Source organism: Variovorax sp. LG9.2, from assembly GCF_035018885.1.
Classification (GTDB): domain Bacteria; phylum Pseudomonadota; class Gammaproteobacteria; order Burkholderiales; family Burkholderiaceae_C; genus Variovorax.
The window spans coordinates 147859-162295 of record NZ_JASJXB010000009.1; the positions used below are offsets into that span (position 1 = coordinate 147859).

A 14437-nucleotide genomic window follows, 5' to 3' on the forward strand; every position below is an offset into this window, starting at 1 on the left:
GCCGATACGCTCAGGCCCCATGACTGCCCCTTTCGTTCCTCAGATCCGTATCTATCAAAACTGGCTGCGCGACACGCTCGGCATCGCCTTCGATTCGTACGATGCGCTGTGGCGCTGGTCGGTCACTGACCTCGATGCTTTCTGGCAAAGCATCTGGGACTTCAGCCGCATGCAGTCGCCGACGCCGCATACGGCCGTGCTGGCCGAGCGCCGGATGCCGGGTGCCGTCTGGTTCCCCGGCGCCAAGGTCAACTACGCGCGCGAAGTGCTGCGCCACGTCAAGGCGGCGCACGCGGCCGGCATGCCCGCGATGGTCACGGACAACGAGCTCGGCGAAGTGCGCGAGATGTCGTGGCCCGAGCTCCAGCGCCAGGTCGCTTCGGTCGCGCTCACGTTGCGTGGCATGGGCGTGCAGCGCGGCGATCGGGTCGCCGCCTACCTGCCGAACGTGCCCGAAACGATGGTGGCCTTCCTCGCGTGTTCGAGCCTCGGGGCCGTGTGGAGTGTGTGCGCGCCCGACATGGGCACAGCCGCGGTGGTCGACCGCTTTCGACAGATCGAACCCAAGGTGCTGATCGCGGCCGATGGCGTGCACTACGGCGGCAAGCCGATCGACCGCAGCATGGTGGTGCGCGAGTTGCGCGATGCGCTGCCGAGCGTGCAAAGCCTGCTGGTCTTGCGCACGCCGTTCGCGGCCGAGGCGGTCGCGGCAGAAAGCGACTGGGCCACGGCCACGGCGCGCGACGATGCCGAGGTCCACGCCTTCGAGCCCGAGTGGCTGCCCTTCGATCACCCCATCTGGATCCTGTATTCGAGCGGCACCACCGGCCTGCCCAAGCCGATCGTGCATGGCCACGGCGGCATCATCCTCACGATGTACGCGTGCGGCCTGCACAACGATGTCGGCGCCAGCTACAGCGCCAACAACTTGGGTGAGCGCTACCACTGGTACAGCTCGACCGGCTGGGTCATGTGGAACGCGCAGCTGTCGGGGCTCGCCTTCGGCGCGACCATCTGCATCTACGACGGTCATCCGGCCGGCAGCAAGGACAAGCCCGACTGGAGCGTGTTGTGGCGCTTCGTGGTGCGGCACAAGGTCACGTTCTTCGGCGCGGGCGCCGCCTATTACGCCAACTGCATGAAGTCCGGCATCGAACTCAAGGACAGCGGCGACCTGTCACGTGTGCGGGCGCTCGGCAGCACCGGCTCGCCATTGGCCGAAGACGTGCAGCGCTGGGGCACCTCGCAGCTGAAGGCGGCCGGTGCGGAACACGTGTGGTGGTGCAACATTTCCGGCGGCACGGATTTTTGCGGCGCCTTCGTCGGCAGCCACCGCGAATTGCCCGAAGTGCCCGGCCAGATGCAATGCCGCCAGATCGGCCATGCGGTCGAAGCGTGGAACGAGCAAGGGCTGCCGGTCATCGGCGAGGTCGGCGAGCTGGTCTGCGTGCAACCGATTCCTTCGATGCCGCTCTACCTGTGGGGCGACACCGACAACGCGCGCTACCTGTCGAGCTACTTCGACACCTATCCCGGCGTGTGGCGACATGGCGACTGGCTCAGGATCGGTCTCGATGGCGGCTGCATCATCTACGGCCGCAGCGACGCGACCATCAACCGGCAAGGCCTGCGCATGGGCACCAGCGAGATCTACAGCGCGGTCGAAGGCCTGCCGGAAGTGCTCGATTCGATGGTGGTCGACCTCGAGTACCTGGGCCGCGACAGCTACATGCCGTTGTTCGTGGTGCTGCGCCCTGGCATCGCGCTCGACGATGCGATGCGTGCCAAGCTCAACCACGCGATCAAGACGCAGTTGTCGCCCCGTTTCCTGCCGAACGACATCTTCGAAGTACCGGAGATTCCGCGCACACTGTCGGGCAAGAAGCAGGAACTTCCGATCAAGAAGCTGCTGCTCGGCCAGCCGCTCGAGAAGGTGGTCAACAAGGAAGCAATGGCTAACCCCGGCAGCCTGGATTGGTACTTGGCGCTCGCGGTGGACGAGCGCATTCAGCGGCTGCGCGCGGTGACCGCCTGAGCCGCTGTGATGCCAATGCAGGCTGGATCTTTGAGCGCGTTGCCGTGGACCATCTACTGCGATGGCAGTGCCATGCCCAATCCGGGTCGCATGGGCATCGGTGCGGTGGTCACCGAGCCCGACGGCACGCGGCATGAACTCTCGGTCGCCACGCACTCCATCGGGTGCAACAACGAGGCGGAACTGAAGGCACTCACTCATGCGCTCGAAGATGCGAAGGGGCGCGGCGCGACGACTGTTCGAGCCTTCAGCGACAACAGCGTGCTGGTCGAACAACTCGGCGCGAATGTGGTCAAGCCGATTGCACGCCTCGCGACCTTGTTCGACGTCGCGCGCACGTTGCTGCAGTCGTTCGACAGCGCCAGCGTCCACTGGATTCCGCGCCGTCGCAATGCCGAAGCCGATGCACTGGCCCGCTCGGCCCTTGGGCTGGAGCCGAAGCGCGTGGCGCGCTTCGGAAAACGGGGAGCTGATCGAATTCGCAACAAAGCGAACTCACTTCAGGGAAAGCACTGATTAATTCCACGCGGCAGCGCGTAAGAATGAATCGATAGGAACACAAGCGAACTGTTCGCTTTGTTCACTCAGTGCTCTGTCCAAGGAAAACTTCCATGTCCCGAACCATCAGTAGAACCACGCGTTGGGTGGCTGCAGCGGCCGCCACCGTTGCCATGTCAGGTGCGGCGCTGGCCGCCGATGTCGAGATCCTGCCGAACGGGCTGATGGCGCCGACCACGACAGAGCAAACCAAGCCCGACCAGTTCAAGAAGGCGCCTCCGTGGCGCATCGGCGTGTCGTTCGGCGGTGTGGGCAACACATGGATCGTCCAGATGATCCAGGAGATGAAATACGAAGCATCGCTGCACAAGGAAGTCGGCGAGTTCATCTTCGTGGAAGCTAACTGGCAACCTGCCAAGCAGGTCGCCGACGTGGAAGACCTGCTGACCAAGAAAGTCGACGCCATCATCATCGGGCCAATTTCCGCCGCCATCGGCGCGCCGTTGTCCGCCAAGGCCGTCAAGCAGGGCATCCCGGTCGTTGTCTTCGGTGCTTTCGGTAAGGCGATGCAGTCGACCACCGAGATCGGCGCGGGGGGCGAAGTGTTCGGCCGCCAGGGCGGCGAATTCCTGCGCAAGGAACTCAATGGCAAGGGCAGCGTCTGGGCCTTCCGCGGCGTTGCCGGTGTCGATGAAGAGACGCTTCGCTATGAGGGCTTTCGCAAGTCGCTGGTCGGCTCCGATATCAAGATCACCAACGAGGTGTTCGGCGATTGGGGCTATGCCAAGGGCAAGCAGCTCTGCGAGAACCTGGTGTTGTCAGGCAACGCGGTCGACGGTATCTGGTTCTCCGGTGCCGAGATGACCCGGGCCTGTCTGGACGTGTTCAAGGAAAGCGGCAAGGCACTCGTGCCGATGACCGGCGAAGGCAACAACGGTTTTCTGCGGGCCTGGAAGCAGACCGGCGTGAAGAGCGTCGCCCCGCTGTTCACGCCCGGACTCGGCGCCGCGGTGGTGCGTGCGTCCGTCGCCTTGCTCGAAGGCAAGCCGCTCTACAAGTCGTACTTTTCGGCGCCCGCTGCCGTGCAACAGGGCGATCTCGACAAGTTCTACCGGCCCGACCTGAACGACGCCTACTGGCTGCCTTCGACCTTGCCCGAAGCCAAGCTCAAGGAAATGTTCCACCGCTGAGTCAGCGTCATGTCCACGAACACGGCACAGCCGCCGAGGACCGGCGACGGGGCGGTGCGCGACCTGATCGTGGTGCGCGGGGTCTCGAAAGCGTTCGGATCCACCGCGGCACTTCGCGATGTCAGCCTGGTCGGCCGCTCGGCTTCCATCCATGCCATCACCGGCGAGAACGGGGCGGGCAAGTCGACCCTGATGAAACTGCTGGCTGGCGTGCACCGGCCCGATGCGGGGGAGCTCGTGGTCGACGGCCAGTCGCTGCGGTTGAACAGCCCGACCGCTGCGCGCCACGCCGGCATCTCCACCGTCTTCCAGGAGCTGACCGTGTTGGCCAACCTCACGGTCGGCGAGAACCTGATGCTGGGGCGGGAGCCGACGTATTTCGGCATGCTCGACCGCTCCCGCATGCTGCGTGAAGCGCGCAATGTCTTGCGCCGCATCGGCATCGACCTCGATCCGGATCGTCTCTGCGGCAGCCTCACCGTCGGCGAGCAGCAGCTGGTCGAGGTCGCCAAGGGCGTGTCGACCGACGCCAAGGTCTTCATATTCGACGAGCCCACGGCTGCGCTGAACCGGGCCGAGGTCGACAAGCTCGAAGCCCTGCTCACCGACCTGAAGGCGCAAGGGAAACTGGTTTTCTACATCAGCCATCGGCTCGACGAGATCTTCCGACTCTGCGACACCGTGACCGTCCTGAAGGACGGACAACTCGTCGTCACCGAACCCACCGCTGCGCTGACGTCCGAGCGGCTCATCACGTTGATGGTCGGGCGTCCGCTGCAGGCGTTGTTCCCGCCGCATGACGGCAGCGATTCAGGTGCACTCGCGCTCGATGTCCGGTCGCTCACGCCGCGCGCCGGTGGGCCGGTTGCGCGCTTCGCACTGCGGCATGGTGAGATCGTCGGCTTGGGCGGGCTGGAGGGCCAGGGCCAGCGCGAGATCGTGCGCTCGCTGGCTGGCGTGATGCTCCCGGCGCACAGCGATGTCTGGAGAAGTCGGGCGGGCGAACAGCCGGTGCGCTTCGACCCGCGCGACGGCGTCGTACGCGTCGTGGAGAAGGGCATCGGCCTGATTCCGGAAGACCGAAAACTGGAGGGCCTGTATCTGGAGCTGCCGATCATCGACAACGTCTGGTTGGGTGGGCTGCGCGGCATGGGGTTGATGCGCAAGGCGCCGCGCGATCGCTCGGTCGTGACACGCATCGCCGAGCGCATGCAACTGCGTGCACGCGACCTCGCTCAAGAGGTGGGTGCGCTGTCGGGCGGCAACCAGCAAAAGGTGATGCTCGGACGCTGGCTCGCGGCCGGCGTCGACACCCTGTTGGTCGAGCAGCCGACCCGTGGCGTCGACGTGGGTGCGAAGGCCGAGATCTACGCTCTGCTGCGCGAGTTCGTCCAGCAGGGCGGCGCGGTGCTCGCGGTATCGAGCGACCTGCTCGAACTGATCGGCCTGTGCGACCGGATTCTCATGGTGCGCGGCGGAGAGATCGTCGGCGACATCCAGGCAGAAGCGGCCACCGAAGAATCGCTGTTGGCGCTCGCGCTTTCCGGCGCGTGCGAGGCGGTCGCATGAGCAAGACGCGCTCCGGCCTCAGCCGCTACACGATCGGCCTGCCGATCCTGCTGTTTATCGTCCTGGCAGTGGCGGTGCCAAATTTCACTGAGACACGCAACCTGGCCAACATCAGTGCGCAAATCACGGCGCTGCTGATCGTCACGCTGGGGCAGCTCGTGGTGGCGCTCATCGCCGGAATCGATCTGTCGGTTGGCTCGGTGATGAGCCTGGCGAGCTGCATCGTCGCGACGCATGCCGATCCGGTCTGGGGCATCACTCTGGCGTTGGCACTCGGCGTGATCGTGGGCCTCGTCAACGGCATCGGCGTGGCATTCGCCAACATCCACCCGCTGGTGATGACGCTCAGCTCGATGACATTTTTGCAGGGCCTCGCCTACCTGATCCTCCCGATCCCTGGCGGCCAGGTCGCAGCCGGCCTGGGCGTGCTTGCGAACGGTAGCCTGTGGGGCATTCCTCAATCCCTGTTCTGGTGTGCGCTGTTCACCGCGCTGGTGGCGTGGCTGCTGCATCGTTCGCGACTGGGCCTGCACATCTTCGCCGTGGGCGCCAATGCCCGCAGCGCCAATCTCAACGGGGTGCGGACCCAGGGTGTGGTGGTCGCGGCTTACGTCATCTGCAGCCTGCTCGCCGTGGTCGCGGGCGTGTACCTGGCCGCGCGTGTCGCGTCGGGTGACCCGAGCATGGGCGCCTCTTTCAGCCTGGAGTCGGTGACCGCCATCGCGCTCGGCGGCGTTCAGCTCACGGGCGGCGTCGGCAGCATCGTCGGTGTCGTCACCGGGGCGCTCAGTCTCGGCTTGATCACCAACGGCATCAACCTCTTCGGCATCTCGCCGTTCCTGCGCGGCGCGATCACTGGCGTTCTGTTGCTGGCGGCTGTGTGTTCGCAGCGTCGCACGGCGGTAGGCCTGTGAGCACGCCCGCCGACTCCCTTGCGGGCTTGACGGCGCCGCGCCGTATCGCATCGCGATGGCGCGCCATCGCTGCAGCGATCGTCGCCGTGCCGCCGGCCTATCCTGGCACCGTGATCCTGCTGCTGCTGGCGGCATTCATGCGGCCCCAATTGCTGTCGCTCACGCTGCTCCCGCTGATCGTGCGTCAGGCCGCGCCGCTCGGCCTTGCCGTGATCGGGCAATCGCTGGTGATGCGGTCGCGGTCGATCGACCTGAGCTCCGGCGGCGTGATCGTCGCTGTGTCGTACATCCTTACCAGTGGCTTTTTTCAGGTGCCGGATGCCGTCGCGATGGCGATGTGCGTGGTGCTGGGATTGGGGGTCGGAACAATTAACGGGATCTTGATCGTCCGTGCGAGGGCGTCGTCGATGATCGTGACGCTGTCCGTCGCGATGATCCTGCTCGGCGTGGTGATCGCGTTGTCGCAGTTTCGTGCACCGGGCGAAGCCCCGGAGTCCCTGCGGGCGCTGGCACGAATGCGATTGAGCGGCTTGCCGGTGCCGGTGCTCGTTTGGTTGGCCCTCCTTGTTCCAGCGGCGCTGTTTCTCCGGACGACGGTGTTCGGGCGCTACCTGGACGCCGTCGGCGCCAATCCGCAGGCCGCGGCGCTGTCAGGAATTCCGTACCTGCGCGTGATCTTCGTGGGGCATGTCGCCTCGGCACTGATCTCGGTGCTGTGCGGCTTCATCCTCGTCGGATTCGTCGGCTTCGGAAGCGTCACGCTCGGGCAGGAACTGGCGCTGAATTCACTCGCCGCGGCGATCCTCGGTGGCGTGAACTTCGGCAATGGCAAAGGCGGCATGGTGGGCCCGGCGGTGGCCGCTTTCATGCTCACCTTCCTGTTCAACTTTCTGACCAGTCTCGGCCTGGGCGAGCCCGGTCGACTGATGTTGCAGGGCGCCATCATTGCGGGCGCCGCGCTGATCTACAGCATCGGAAAACGTTGACCCGGCCTCGACCCGCTTTTTCTTCACCAAAGGCAAACCATGACAGACGAAACCATCCTGGCCGGTGCCGAACCCTTCTTCTTCAAGGGCAACGACATCGGGGTGCTGCTGTGCCACGGCTTCACCGGCACCACGCAAAGCATGCACTATCTCGGCGAGCAGTTGCACGGTGCCGGCTACACCGTCATCGGTCCTCGCCTCAAAGGCCACGGCGTATCGCCGCAGGCGATGGCCAAAACGACGGCGGGTGACTGGATCGATTCGGTCGATGAGGCACTGGTCGAGTTGCGCAAGACGTGCTCGCAGATCTTCATGGCGGGGCTCTCGATGGGCGGCACGCTGACGCTCTACACCGCTGCGAAGCACGCCGATGTCATCAAAGGGGCGATCCCTATCAACGCGGTGGTGCACATCGGCAAAGCCGAGATGGCCGGGGTGGCGTTCGACCGCTCGATGCCCGAGATGCTTCCGGGCATCGGCTCGGATGTGAAGGACCCGAAGGTCACGGAGCTCGCGTACAAGGAGGTGCCGGTGACGGCCTTCAGTCAGGTCTATGCGCTGGCGGCGGTCACGCAAGACCTGCTGCCGCTCATTAAATGTCCGACGCTGGTCATCCAGTCACGCGAGGACCATGTCGTCAATCCGGCCAACGGTCCGCGCATCGTCGGCGGAGTGGGTTCCGGGCGCGCCGAATTGCTGTGGCTGGAAGACTCGTATCACGTCGCCACCATCGACAACGACAAGGACCTGATCGCGCGCGAGACCATTGCCTTCATCCGGTCGATCGCGGGCGACTGACAGGGCCGGTGCGGCTTGCAGCGCGGGTTCGTGAGCAAGATATGAATGCAGGTTTAAACCCGATGGCGTCGATCGAAGCGGCCAGCCCCAAAGACGCCATGCGCCGCATCTTCGACGTGCAGCGCGCCGCCTTCGCCGCCGACATGGCGCCGTCGTACGCGATGCGGCTCGACCGGCTCGATCGCCTGTTCGCCATGACCGAGCGCATCGCGCCAGCCCTCGAAAGCGCCGCCTCTGCCGACTTCGGCCATCGGCCGGTGCAGGTCACGCGACTGGCCGATGTGATGATGGTGCTGTCCGCCATCAAGCACGCGCGCCGCCATCTCAAGTCGTGGATGAAAGTCCGCCGCGCGCCGACGGCGATGGCGTTCTGGCCGGGCGCCAACCGCATCGTTGCGCAACCGCTCGGCGTCGTCGGGGTGGTGAGTCCGTGGAACTACCCGTATCAGCTGGCGATGGGACCGGCGATCGCCGCATTGGCAGCCGGCAACCGCGTGATGATCAAGCCATCGGAATTGACGCCGCGCGCCTCCGAGCTGATGCGGCAGGCTGTCGCCGAGACCTTCGCGCCCGACGAGATGACCGTCGTCACCGGCGACGCCGACATCGGCAGCGCATTCGTCGCGATGCCGTTCGATCATCTGCTCTTCACCGGCTCCACTGCGGTGGGCCGCCACGTCGCGCTGGCGGCCGCGGCCAACCTCACGCCGGTCACGCTCGAACTCGGCGGCAAGTCGCCGGCGTTGTTGAGCCCCGACGTCGACATGACGTACGCCGCCGTGCGGCTGGTCATGGGCAAGTTGTTCAACGCCGGCCAGACCTGCATCGCGCCCGATTACGTGGCGGTGCATCGACCGGCGATCGACGCGTTCGTGGACGCGATGCGCCTCGCAGTGCCGCTGCAATACCCGACCATCGCCGGCAACGCCGACTACACCGGCATCGTCAGCGAGCGTCACTTCACGCGGCTGCAGGCGCTGGTCGACGATGCGCTTTTGCGCGGCGCTCGCGTGGTGCCGCTGCATCCGGAAGGCCTCGTCGCGCACGCCGACACACGCACCTTTCCGCCAATGCTCATCCTCGGCGCGACCGACGACATGCGGGTCATGCAGGAAGAAATCTTCGGCCCGTTATTCCCCGTGCTGGCCTACGACGCGCTCGACGATGCCATCGGCTACGTCAACCGGCACGAGCGTCCGTTGGCCCTCTACTGGTTTGGCGCCGACAAGGCCGACCGCGACAAGGTGCTGGCTCGCACCATCTCGGGCGGCGTTACGGTCAACGATTGCATGTGGCACTTTGGGCAAGAAGATTTGCCCTTCGGCGGCGTGGGCGCCAGCGGCATGGGGGCGTACCACGGCGAGTACGGCTTTCGCACGTTCAGCATGAACAAGCCCGTGTTCTTTCAGTCGCCGCTGTCGGGCACGCGGCTGCTGTTCCCGCCTTACGGAAAGACATTCGAACGGATGACGCGGCTGCTCAAGATCATCACCTGAGCTTGGCCGGCGAGGCGCGCTGCGCGGCAGCCAGGCAGGGTGACAGGGCTATAGCCAGTTGCCGCCGCTCGGCATCTGGATCGTCGTTTCCGGCGTGCCGCTGTCGACCAGCGAGCCGACCGCGATGCTCAGGATCGAGACGAAGATGCTGGCGAAAAAGGCGGTCCAGAAGCCCGACACCTTGAAGCCGCGCACCAGCGCCGACACCAGCAACACCATCAGCGCGTTGATCACGAGCAGAAAAAGCCCGAAGGTCAGCAGCGTGAGAGGCAAGGTCAGCACGATGAGCAATGGCTTGACCAGCGCGTTGGCCAGGCCGAGCAGCAGGGCGGAGACGACGAGCGCCGAAGTGCTTTCGAACTTCAGGCCCCGAAAAATCAGGCTGGCGACCCAAAGCGAGAGCGCCGTGATGGCCCATTGAACGAGAAAAGGCATCAGGTTTTGCATCGATCGATCATAGGGCGATCAGCCGGTGTGCCACCGTTCAGCGCGCGTCGTGAAAGATCAGCCCCATCGTCTCGCGCCGACCCGATCGCACGCGGCTGACGCCGTGCCGCATCGTCACCCGATAGATGCCGCGCGTCCCCGTCACCGGCCGTTGGTTGACCGCGAAGATCACCGCTTCCCCTTGCGCCAGCGGCACGACCTCGGCGCGCGACTGCATGCGCGGTCGTTGCTCGGTCAGGACGAACTCGCCGCCGCTGAAGCTTTGCGGTGCACTCAGCAACACGGTGAGTTGCAGCGGAAATTGCAGGTCGCCGTACAGATCCTGGTGCAGACAGTTGTAGTCGCCGGCGTCGTAGCGCAGCAGCAGCGGCGTCGGGCGAAGTTGACCGGCGGCATGACACCGTGCGAGGTAGCTGGCGTGGTCGAGCGGATAGTCGGCAGGCATCTTCATCGCGCTCGCCCAGGCATTGGCGAGCGGCGCGAGGCGCGTGTACATCGCGCTGCGCAACCCGACGATGGCCTCCGGCAGCGGGTTGTCGAAGTACTGGTACTCACCCTGGCCGAAGCCGTAGCGCTGCATGACGACGCGGCTGCGAAACAGCGCGGGGCGGTCGTACAGGGCGGTGAGCGCGTTGCATTCGGCGGCGGTGAGCAAGGGGCCGGTGGCGGCGCAGCCGCGTGCGGCGAGATCGTCGAACAGGCGTGGCCAGTCGAGCCGGTCCAGGCGGTCCGTGGGGGTTTGAGTCATGGGTCGGAGCAGAAAAAGCAGCAGCGTGTGCCGCAGGGAAAGCGGAAAGGGCGGGGTGGCTTTGGTCGATTGCGCAGCCTGCTGCTGCTCGCTGCAAGGTGCACGCCGTTTCCGGACCCGTGTTTGCAGAATAATCGGGGCCGGCAGCAACAAGGAGACAGCATGGGCGCGCAGTGGAAAGCAAAACACAAGGACCTGGCGGCCAACGCCCGAGGTCGGGTCTTCGGCAAATTGGCGAAGGACATCATGATCGCGGCGCGCGGCGGTGCCGACCCGGCCTCGAACGCCCGGCTGCGGCTGGTGGTCGAGCAGGCACGCAAGGTGTCGATGCCCAAGGAAACGCTCGACCGCGCCATCAAGAAGGGCGCCGGCCTGACCGGCGAGGCGGTGCACTTCGATCACGTGATCTACGAAGGCTTTGCGCCGCATCTCGTGCCGTTGATGGTCGAGTGCCTGACCGACAACGTGAACCGCACCGCATCTGAAATGCGCGTGCTGTTTCGCAAGGGCCAGCTCGGATCGTCGGGCTCGGTGGCGTGGGATTTCGACCACGTCGGCATGATCGAGGCCGAGCCTTCGACCAAGGATGCAGACCCGGAAGTGGCCGCCATCGAAGCCGGCGCGCAAGACATGGAACCGGGCGCGGAAGACGGCACGACGATGTTCCTGACCGATCCGGCCGACCTCGATCTGGTGAGCCGTGCGTTGCCGGCGCAAGGCTTTTCGGTGCTGTCGGCCAAGCTCGGCTACAAGGCCAAGAACCCGGTCGACCCCGCCACGTTGAGCGCCGAGCATCTGGAAGAGGTCGAAGCGTTTCTGGCGGCGATCGATGCCAACGACGATGTGCAGAACGTGTTCGCGGGCTTGGCGGGCTAGACCTACAAAGCAGGAACGGCGCGCTGTCCGATTGCCATGTGGCACGGCGGGCGTCAGCATCTTCGCCAGTGCACGTATACCGCGCAACGTAACCCGAACCCAAAGGACATTGCATGGCATCCCCTTCCGACAATTCTCCCGTCTGGTTCATCACCGGCTGCTCCACCGGCTTCGGCCATGAACTCGCCTCGCTCGTGCTCGCGCGCGGTGGACGCGCAGTGGTCACCGCACGCGACAAGGCAAGGCTGGCTCCCTTGATCGAAGGCGCTGGCGATCGCGCACTGGCACTCGATCTCGATGTGACCGATGCGGCGCAGATCGCATCGGCTGTCGCGGCCGCCGAGTCGAAGTTCGGCCGCATCGACGTACTGGTCAACAACGCGGGCTATGGCTATCAATCGTCGGTGGAAGAAGGCGACGAGTCCGAGATCCGCGCGCAGTTCGATGCCAACGTGTTCGGTCTCTTCGCGATGACGCGCGCGGTGCTGCCCGGCATGCGGGCACGGCGCAAGGGCCATGTGCTCAATGTCACCTCGGTGGCAGGCTTCCTCGGCTTTCCGGGCTCCGGCTACTACGCGGCGAGCAAGCACGCGGTCGAAGGTTTCTCGGATGCGCTGGCATTCGAAGGCGAGCCGCTGGGCATCAAGGTGACCTGTGTGGCACCGGGTCCGTTTCGCACCGACTGGGCCGGTCGCTCCCTGAAGCAGACGCCCAACCGCATCGCCGACTACGCCGAGACCGCTGGCGCACGCATGAACACGACCGCGACCAAGACCGGCACGCAGCCGGGCGATCCGGCACGCGCCGCGGCCGCGATGATCCACATCACCGAGATCGACAATCCGCCGCGGCATCTGGTGCTCGGCGCCATCGGTTTCGAGAACGTGACCAAGACGTTGAAGAAGAGCCTGGCGGAAATAGAGCAGTGGAAAGAAACCAGCGTGGGCACCGACTTTCCGAAGTCTTGATGGCGGTTTGACGACAACGCGATCGATGGTTCGTCGATGACTTGAACAAGCAGCCGACCGGCCTGTTATTTTCTCGCCATGCGTCAATACTGGCTGATGAAATCCGAGCCCGACGAGTGCTCGATCGACGATGCGCTCGCCGCGCCCGTTGCCACCGTGTCATGGACCGGTGTGCGCAACTATCAGGCGCGCAACTTCATGCGCGACGCGATGCAGGTCGGCGACGGCGTGCTGTTCTATCACTCGAGTTGCGCCCAGCCCGGCGTTGTTGGCATCGCGCGCGTCGCCTCCGGCACGCGGCCTGACCCGACGCAATTCGATGCGGCATCGCCGTATTTCGACGCGGCCTCGAAGCCCGACGACCCGCGCTGGCTGCTGCTGGATGTGCAGGCGTTGCGCAAGACGCGGGTGCTCGGCTTGCCGGAGCTTCGTGCGGCGCCCTCGCTGGCCGAGATGGTGGTGCTGCGCAGGGGTAACCGGCTGTCGATCACACCTGTGACGACGGCGGAGTGGGCGTTGATCGATGGGACATTGCTTTCGCGATGAGTGCACGTACGCTCTTAGCCTCTTTGCTGTTCGTCACTTGCAATCCATTGGCGGCAGAGAGTGGCGCTCAACCGAAGGTCGACGCCGTCTGCACCGGTGATACCCGCGATGCCGTAGAGAAGGTCAGGAACACCGTAGCCCGCATCCTCAAGAAGCCGCCAGCGCAAATCGATGCGTCGAAATTACTCGTCGAACAAGGCGCCGATGAGTTGGACATCATGGAAGTCGTGCTCGATATCGAAGAAGAGTTCAAGGTTCGAATACCGGACAGTGCCATCGGCAGCACGCCGCACCAGATCGGCAAGGTGCTGACGGTCGAGAAGCTGGTGCAGGTCGTGTCGGGGCTTCCAAGGAAGTAGCGGATAGCGGGCAGCGGAAGCTGCGCAGCGAGCACATCACTCCGGCTGCGCCTGGCCCACCAGCCACTTCCCGAACGACTTCAACAGCGGCCGTTCGTCGCCGCGGTCCGGCATGACCAGGTAGTAGTTGCGTTCCCCGGACAGCGGCCTGGCACACGCAACGACCAGGTCGCCACGACGCAGCTCATCTTCGACCAGCATGGTCGGCATCAGCGCGACACCGAGGCCGTGCGTGGCAGCCCCGGCGAGGATCGAGAACAGCTCGTAGCGCGGGCCACCGCGCGCACTGGGCGCTTCGATTTGATGCGCATCGAACCACTGACGCCAACCGTCGGGCCGCGTGCTGAGTTGCAGCAGCGGCAGCCTGGCGATCGCGGCGGGCGTCACGGCCGTGCCGCGCGGCAGCAGCCGCGGGCTGCAGACCGGCACCACGTCTTCGTGCATCAGCAACAGCGCGCGCGTGCCGGCCCAGTTGGCGACCTGCGCGGGCGTGCCGGCATACAGCGCGGCGTCGAACTCGGCGTCGGCGAACAGAAAGGGGCGCGTGCGGGTTTCGATGTGCACGACGACGTCGGGCTGCAGCCGCGCGAAGTCGGGCAGGCGCGGTACGAGCCAGCGCGTGGCAAAGGTCGGCACTGCGGCCAGCGCCAGGGAGCCGCCCTCGCCCTGGTGCGCCATGGCGTCGAGCGTGTCGCGCTCCATGGCTTCGAGGCGCTTGGTGATCTGGCGTGCGTAGGCAGCACCGCTGGCGGTGAGCGCCACGCCGTGCCGGGTGCGGCGAAAGAGTGCGACGCCGACGAAGGCTTCGAGCGTGGCGATCTGGCGCGAGACCGCGCTTTGCGTCAACGCCAGCTCTTGTGCGGCGCGCGTGTAGCTTTCGTGGCGTGCCGCGGCGTCGAAGCAGACCAGTGTTTGAAGGGGCGGAATCTTGCGGCGCATTCAGGGCTTTCGGCGGTTCATGTATTCCATCGACGCATATCTGACTGAGTATTGCTCGTTTGCGCCAG

General features: G+C 65.3%; 15 protein-coding genes. 12 read left to right on the plus strand and 3 right to left on the minus strand.

Annotated elements, in window-relative coordinates; translation table 11 throughout:
* Window positions 1-19: 19 nt before the first annotated feature.
* The 8 genes from QN413_RS12085 (at window position 20) to QN413_RS12120 (ending at window position 9486) form a co-directional block, all read left to right on the plus strand.
* Entirely contained in the window at window positions 20-2035 is a 2016-nt protein-coding gene (locus tag QN413_RS12085) for an acetoacetate--CoA ligase (RefSeq protein WP_323496847.1), read from the plus strand.
* Window positions 2036-2050: 15 nt separating this feature from the next.
* Entirely contained in the window at window positions 2051-2551 is a 501-nt protein-coding gene (locus QN413_RS12090; RefSeq protein WP_323496848.1) for a ribonuclease HI family protein, read from the plus strand.
* A 95-nt stretch (window positions 2552-2646) separates the two neighbouring features.
* Window positions 2647-3723, plus strand: a complete 1077-nt coding sequence (locus QN413_RS12095; protein ID WP_323496849.1) for an ABC transporter substrate-binding protein — start codon at window positions 2647-2649, stop codon at window positions 3721-3723.
* A gap of 9 nt (window positions 3724-3732) precedes the next feature.
* Window positions 3733-5292 (plus strand): sugar ABC transporter ATP-binding protein, encoded by a 1560-nt coding sequence (locus QN413_RS12100; RefSeq protein ID WP_323496850.1) that lies wholly within the window; start codon window positions 3733-3735, stop codon window positions 5290-5292.
* A complete protein-coding gene (locus tag QN413_RS12105) occupies window positions 5289-6206 on the plus strand; it encodes an ABC transporter permease (protein WP_323496851.1) in 918 nt (305 codons plus the stop codon). Before QN413_RS12100 ends, QN413_RS12105 begins: the two co-directional genes overlap by 4 nt.
* Window positions 6203-7192 carry an ABC transporter permease gene (locus tag QN413_RS12110; RefSeq protein WP_323496852.1) on the plus strand — a complete coding sequence of 330 codons (990 nt, stop codon included), beginning with the start codon at window positions 6203-6205 and terminating at the stop codon, window positions 7190-7192. Before QN413_RS12105 ends, QN413_RS12110 begins: the two co-directional genes overlap by 4 nt.
* Window positions 7193-7231: 39 nt before the next feature.
* Window positions 7232-7990 carry an alpha/beta hydrolase gene (locus QN413_RS12115; RefSeq protein ID WP_323496853.1) on the plus strand — a complete coding sequence of 253 codons (759 nt, stop codon included), beginning with the start codon at window positions 7232-7234 and terminating at the stop codon, window positions 7988-7990.
* A 41-nt stretch (window positions 7991-8031) separates the two neighbouring features.
* Window positions 8032-9486: a coniferyl aldehyde dehydrogenase gene (locus QN413_RS12120; RefSeq protein ID WP_416352173.1), complete on the plus strand. Its 1455-nt coding sequence runs from the start codon at window positions 8032-8034 to the stop codon at window positions 9484-9486.
* Between the two features lie 48 nt (window positions 9487-9534).
* Here the strand turns inward: QN413_RS12120 and QN413_RS12125 are convergent, their stop codons facing one another.
* Together QN413_RS12125 and QN413_RS12130 are read right to left on the minus strand one after the other, a co-directional pair.
* A complete protein-coding gene (locus QN413_RS12125; RefSeq protein WP_323496854.1) occupies window positions 9535-9921 on the minus strand; it encodes a phage holin family protein in 387 nt (128 codons plus the stop codon).
* 49 nt (window positions 9922-9970) lie between these two features.
* Window positions 9971-10681: a 2OG-Fe(II) oxygenase gene (locus QN413_RS12130; protein ID WP_323496855.1), complete on the minus strand. Its 711-nt coding sequence runs from the start codon at window positions 10679-10681 to the stop codon at window positions 9971-9973.
* 162 nt (window positions 10682-10843) lie between these two features.
* Between QN413_RS12130 and QN413_RS12135 the strand changes: the two genes are divergently transcribed.
* From QN413_RS12135 to QN413_RS12150, 4 genes are all read left to right on the plus strand, one after another.
* Window positions 10844-11557: a YebC/PmpR family DNA-binding transcriptional regulator gene (locus QN413_RS12135; RefSeq protein WP_323496856.1), complete on the plus strand. Its 714-nt coding sequence runs from the start codon at window positions 10844-10846 to the stop codon at window positions 11555-11557.
* Between the two features lie 113 nt (window positions 11558-11670).
* Window positions 11671-12525, plus strand: coding sequence for an oxidoreductase (locus QN413_RS12140; protein ID WP_323496857.1), 855 nt, complete (start codon window positions 11671-11673; stop codon window positions 12523-12525).
* Between the two features lie 78 nt (window positions 12526-12603).
* Window positions 12604-13071, plus strand: a complete 468-nt coding sequence (locus QN413_RS12145) for an EVE domain-containing protein (protein WP_323496858.1) — start codon at window positions 12604-12606, stop codon at window positions 13069-13071.
* Window positions 13068-13430, plus strand: a complete 363-nt coding sequence (locus tag QN413_RS12150; protein WP_323496859.1) for an acyl carrier protein — start codon at window positions 13068-13070, stop codon at window positions 13428-13430. The genes QN413_RS12145 and QN413_RS12150 overlap by 4 nt, the downstream gene beginning before the upstream one ends.
* 36 nt (window positions 13431-13466) lie before the next feature.
* Here QN413_RS12150 and QN413_RS12155 read toward each other — a convergent pair whose 3' ends face one another.
* The gene (locus QN413_RS12155; RefSeq protein ID WP_323496860.1) at window positions 13467-14369 is read right to left on the minus strand and encodes a LysR substrate-binding domain-containing protein; all 903 of its coding nucleotides are present in this window, start codon (window positions 14367-14369) and stop codon (window positions 13467-13469) included.
* Window positions 14370-14437: the final 68 nt, after the last annotated feature.

Excerpts from the sequence above, each read along its gene's own strand:
- QN413_RS12140 (WP_323496857.1), top strand. The coding sequence starts at position 11,671 with ATGGCATCCCCTTCCGACAATTCTCCCGTCTGGTTCATCACCGGCTGC.
- QN413_RS12115 (WP_323496853.1), top strand. The coding sequence starts at position 7,232 with ATGACAGACGAAACCATCCTGGCCGGTGCCGAACCCTTCTTCTTCAAG.
- QN413_RS12130 (WP_323496855.1), bottom strand. The coding sequence starts at position 10,681 with ATGACTCAAACCCCCACGGACCGCCTGGACCGGCTCGACTGGCCACGC.
- QN413_RS12150 (WP_323496859.1), top strand. The coding sequence starts at position 13,068 with ATGAGTGCACGTACGCTCTTAGCCTCTTTGCTGTTCGTCACTTGCAAT.
- QN413_RS12145 (WP_323496858.1), top strand. The coding sequence starts at position 12,604 with ATGCGTCAATACTGGCTGATGAAATCCGAGCCCGACGAGTGCTCGATC.
- QN413_RS12095 (WP_323496849.1), top strand. The coding sequence starts at position 2,647 with ATGTCCCGAACCATCAGTAGAACCACGCGTTGGGTGGCTGCAGCGGCC.
- QN413_RS12135 (WP_323496856.1), top strand. The coding sequence starts at position 10,844 with ATGGGCGCGCAGTGGAAAGCAAAACACAAGGACCTGGCGGCCAACGCC.
- QN413_RS12100 (WP_323496850.1), top strand. The coding sequence starts at position 3,733 with ATGTCCACGAACACGGCACAGCCGCCGAGGACCGGCGACGGGGCGGTG.
- QN413_RS12105 (WP_323496851.1), top strand. The coding sequence starts at position 5,289 with ATGAGCAAGACGCGCTCCGGCCTCAGCCGCTACACGATCGGCCTGCCG.
- QN413_RS12155 (WP_323496860.1), bottom strand. The coding sequence starts at position 14,369 with ATGCGCCGCAAGATTCCGCCCCTTCAAACACTGGTCTGCTTCGACGCC.
- QN413_RS12085 (WP_323496847.1), top strand. The coding sequence starts at position 20 with ATGACTGCCCCTTTCGTTCCTCAGATCCGTATCTATCAAAACTGGCTG.
- QN413_RS12090 (WP_323496848.1), top strand. The coding sequence starts at position 2,051 with ATGCAGGCTGGATCTTTGAGCGCGTTGCCGTGGACCATCTACTGCGAT.
- QN413_RS12120 (WP_416352173.1), top strand. The coding sequence starts at position 8,032 with ATGAATGCAGGTTTAAACCCGATGGCGTCGATCGAAGCGGCCAGCCCC.
- QN413_RS12125 (WP_323496854.1), bottom strand. The coding sequence starts at position 9,921 with ATGCCTTTTCTCGTTCAATGGGCCATCACGGCGCTCTCGCTTTGGGTC.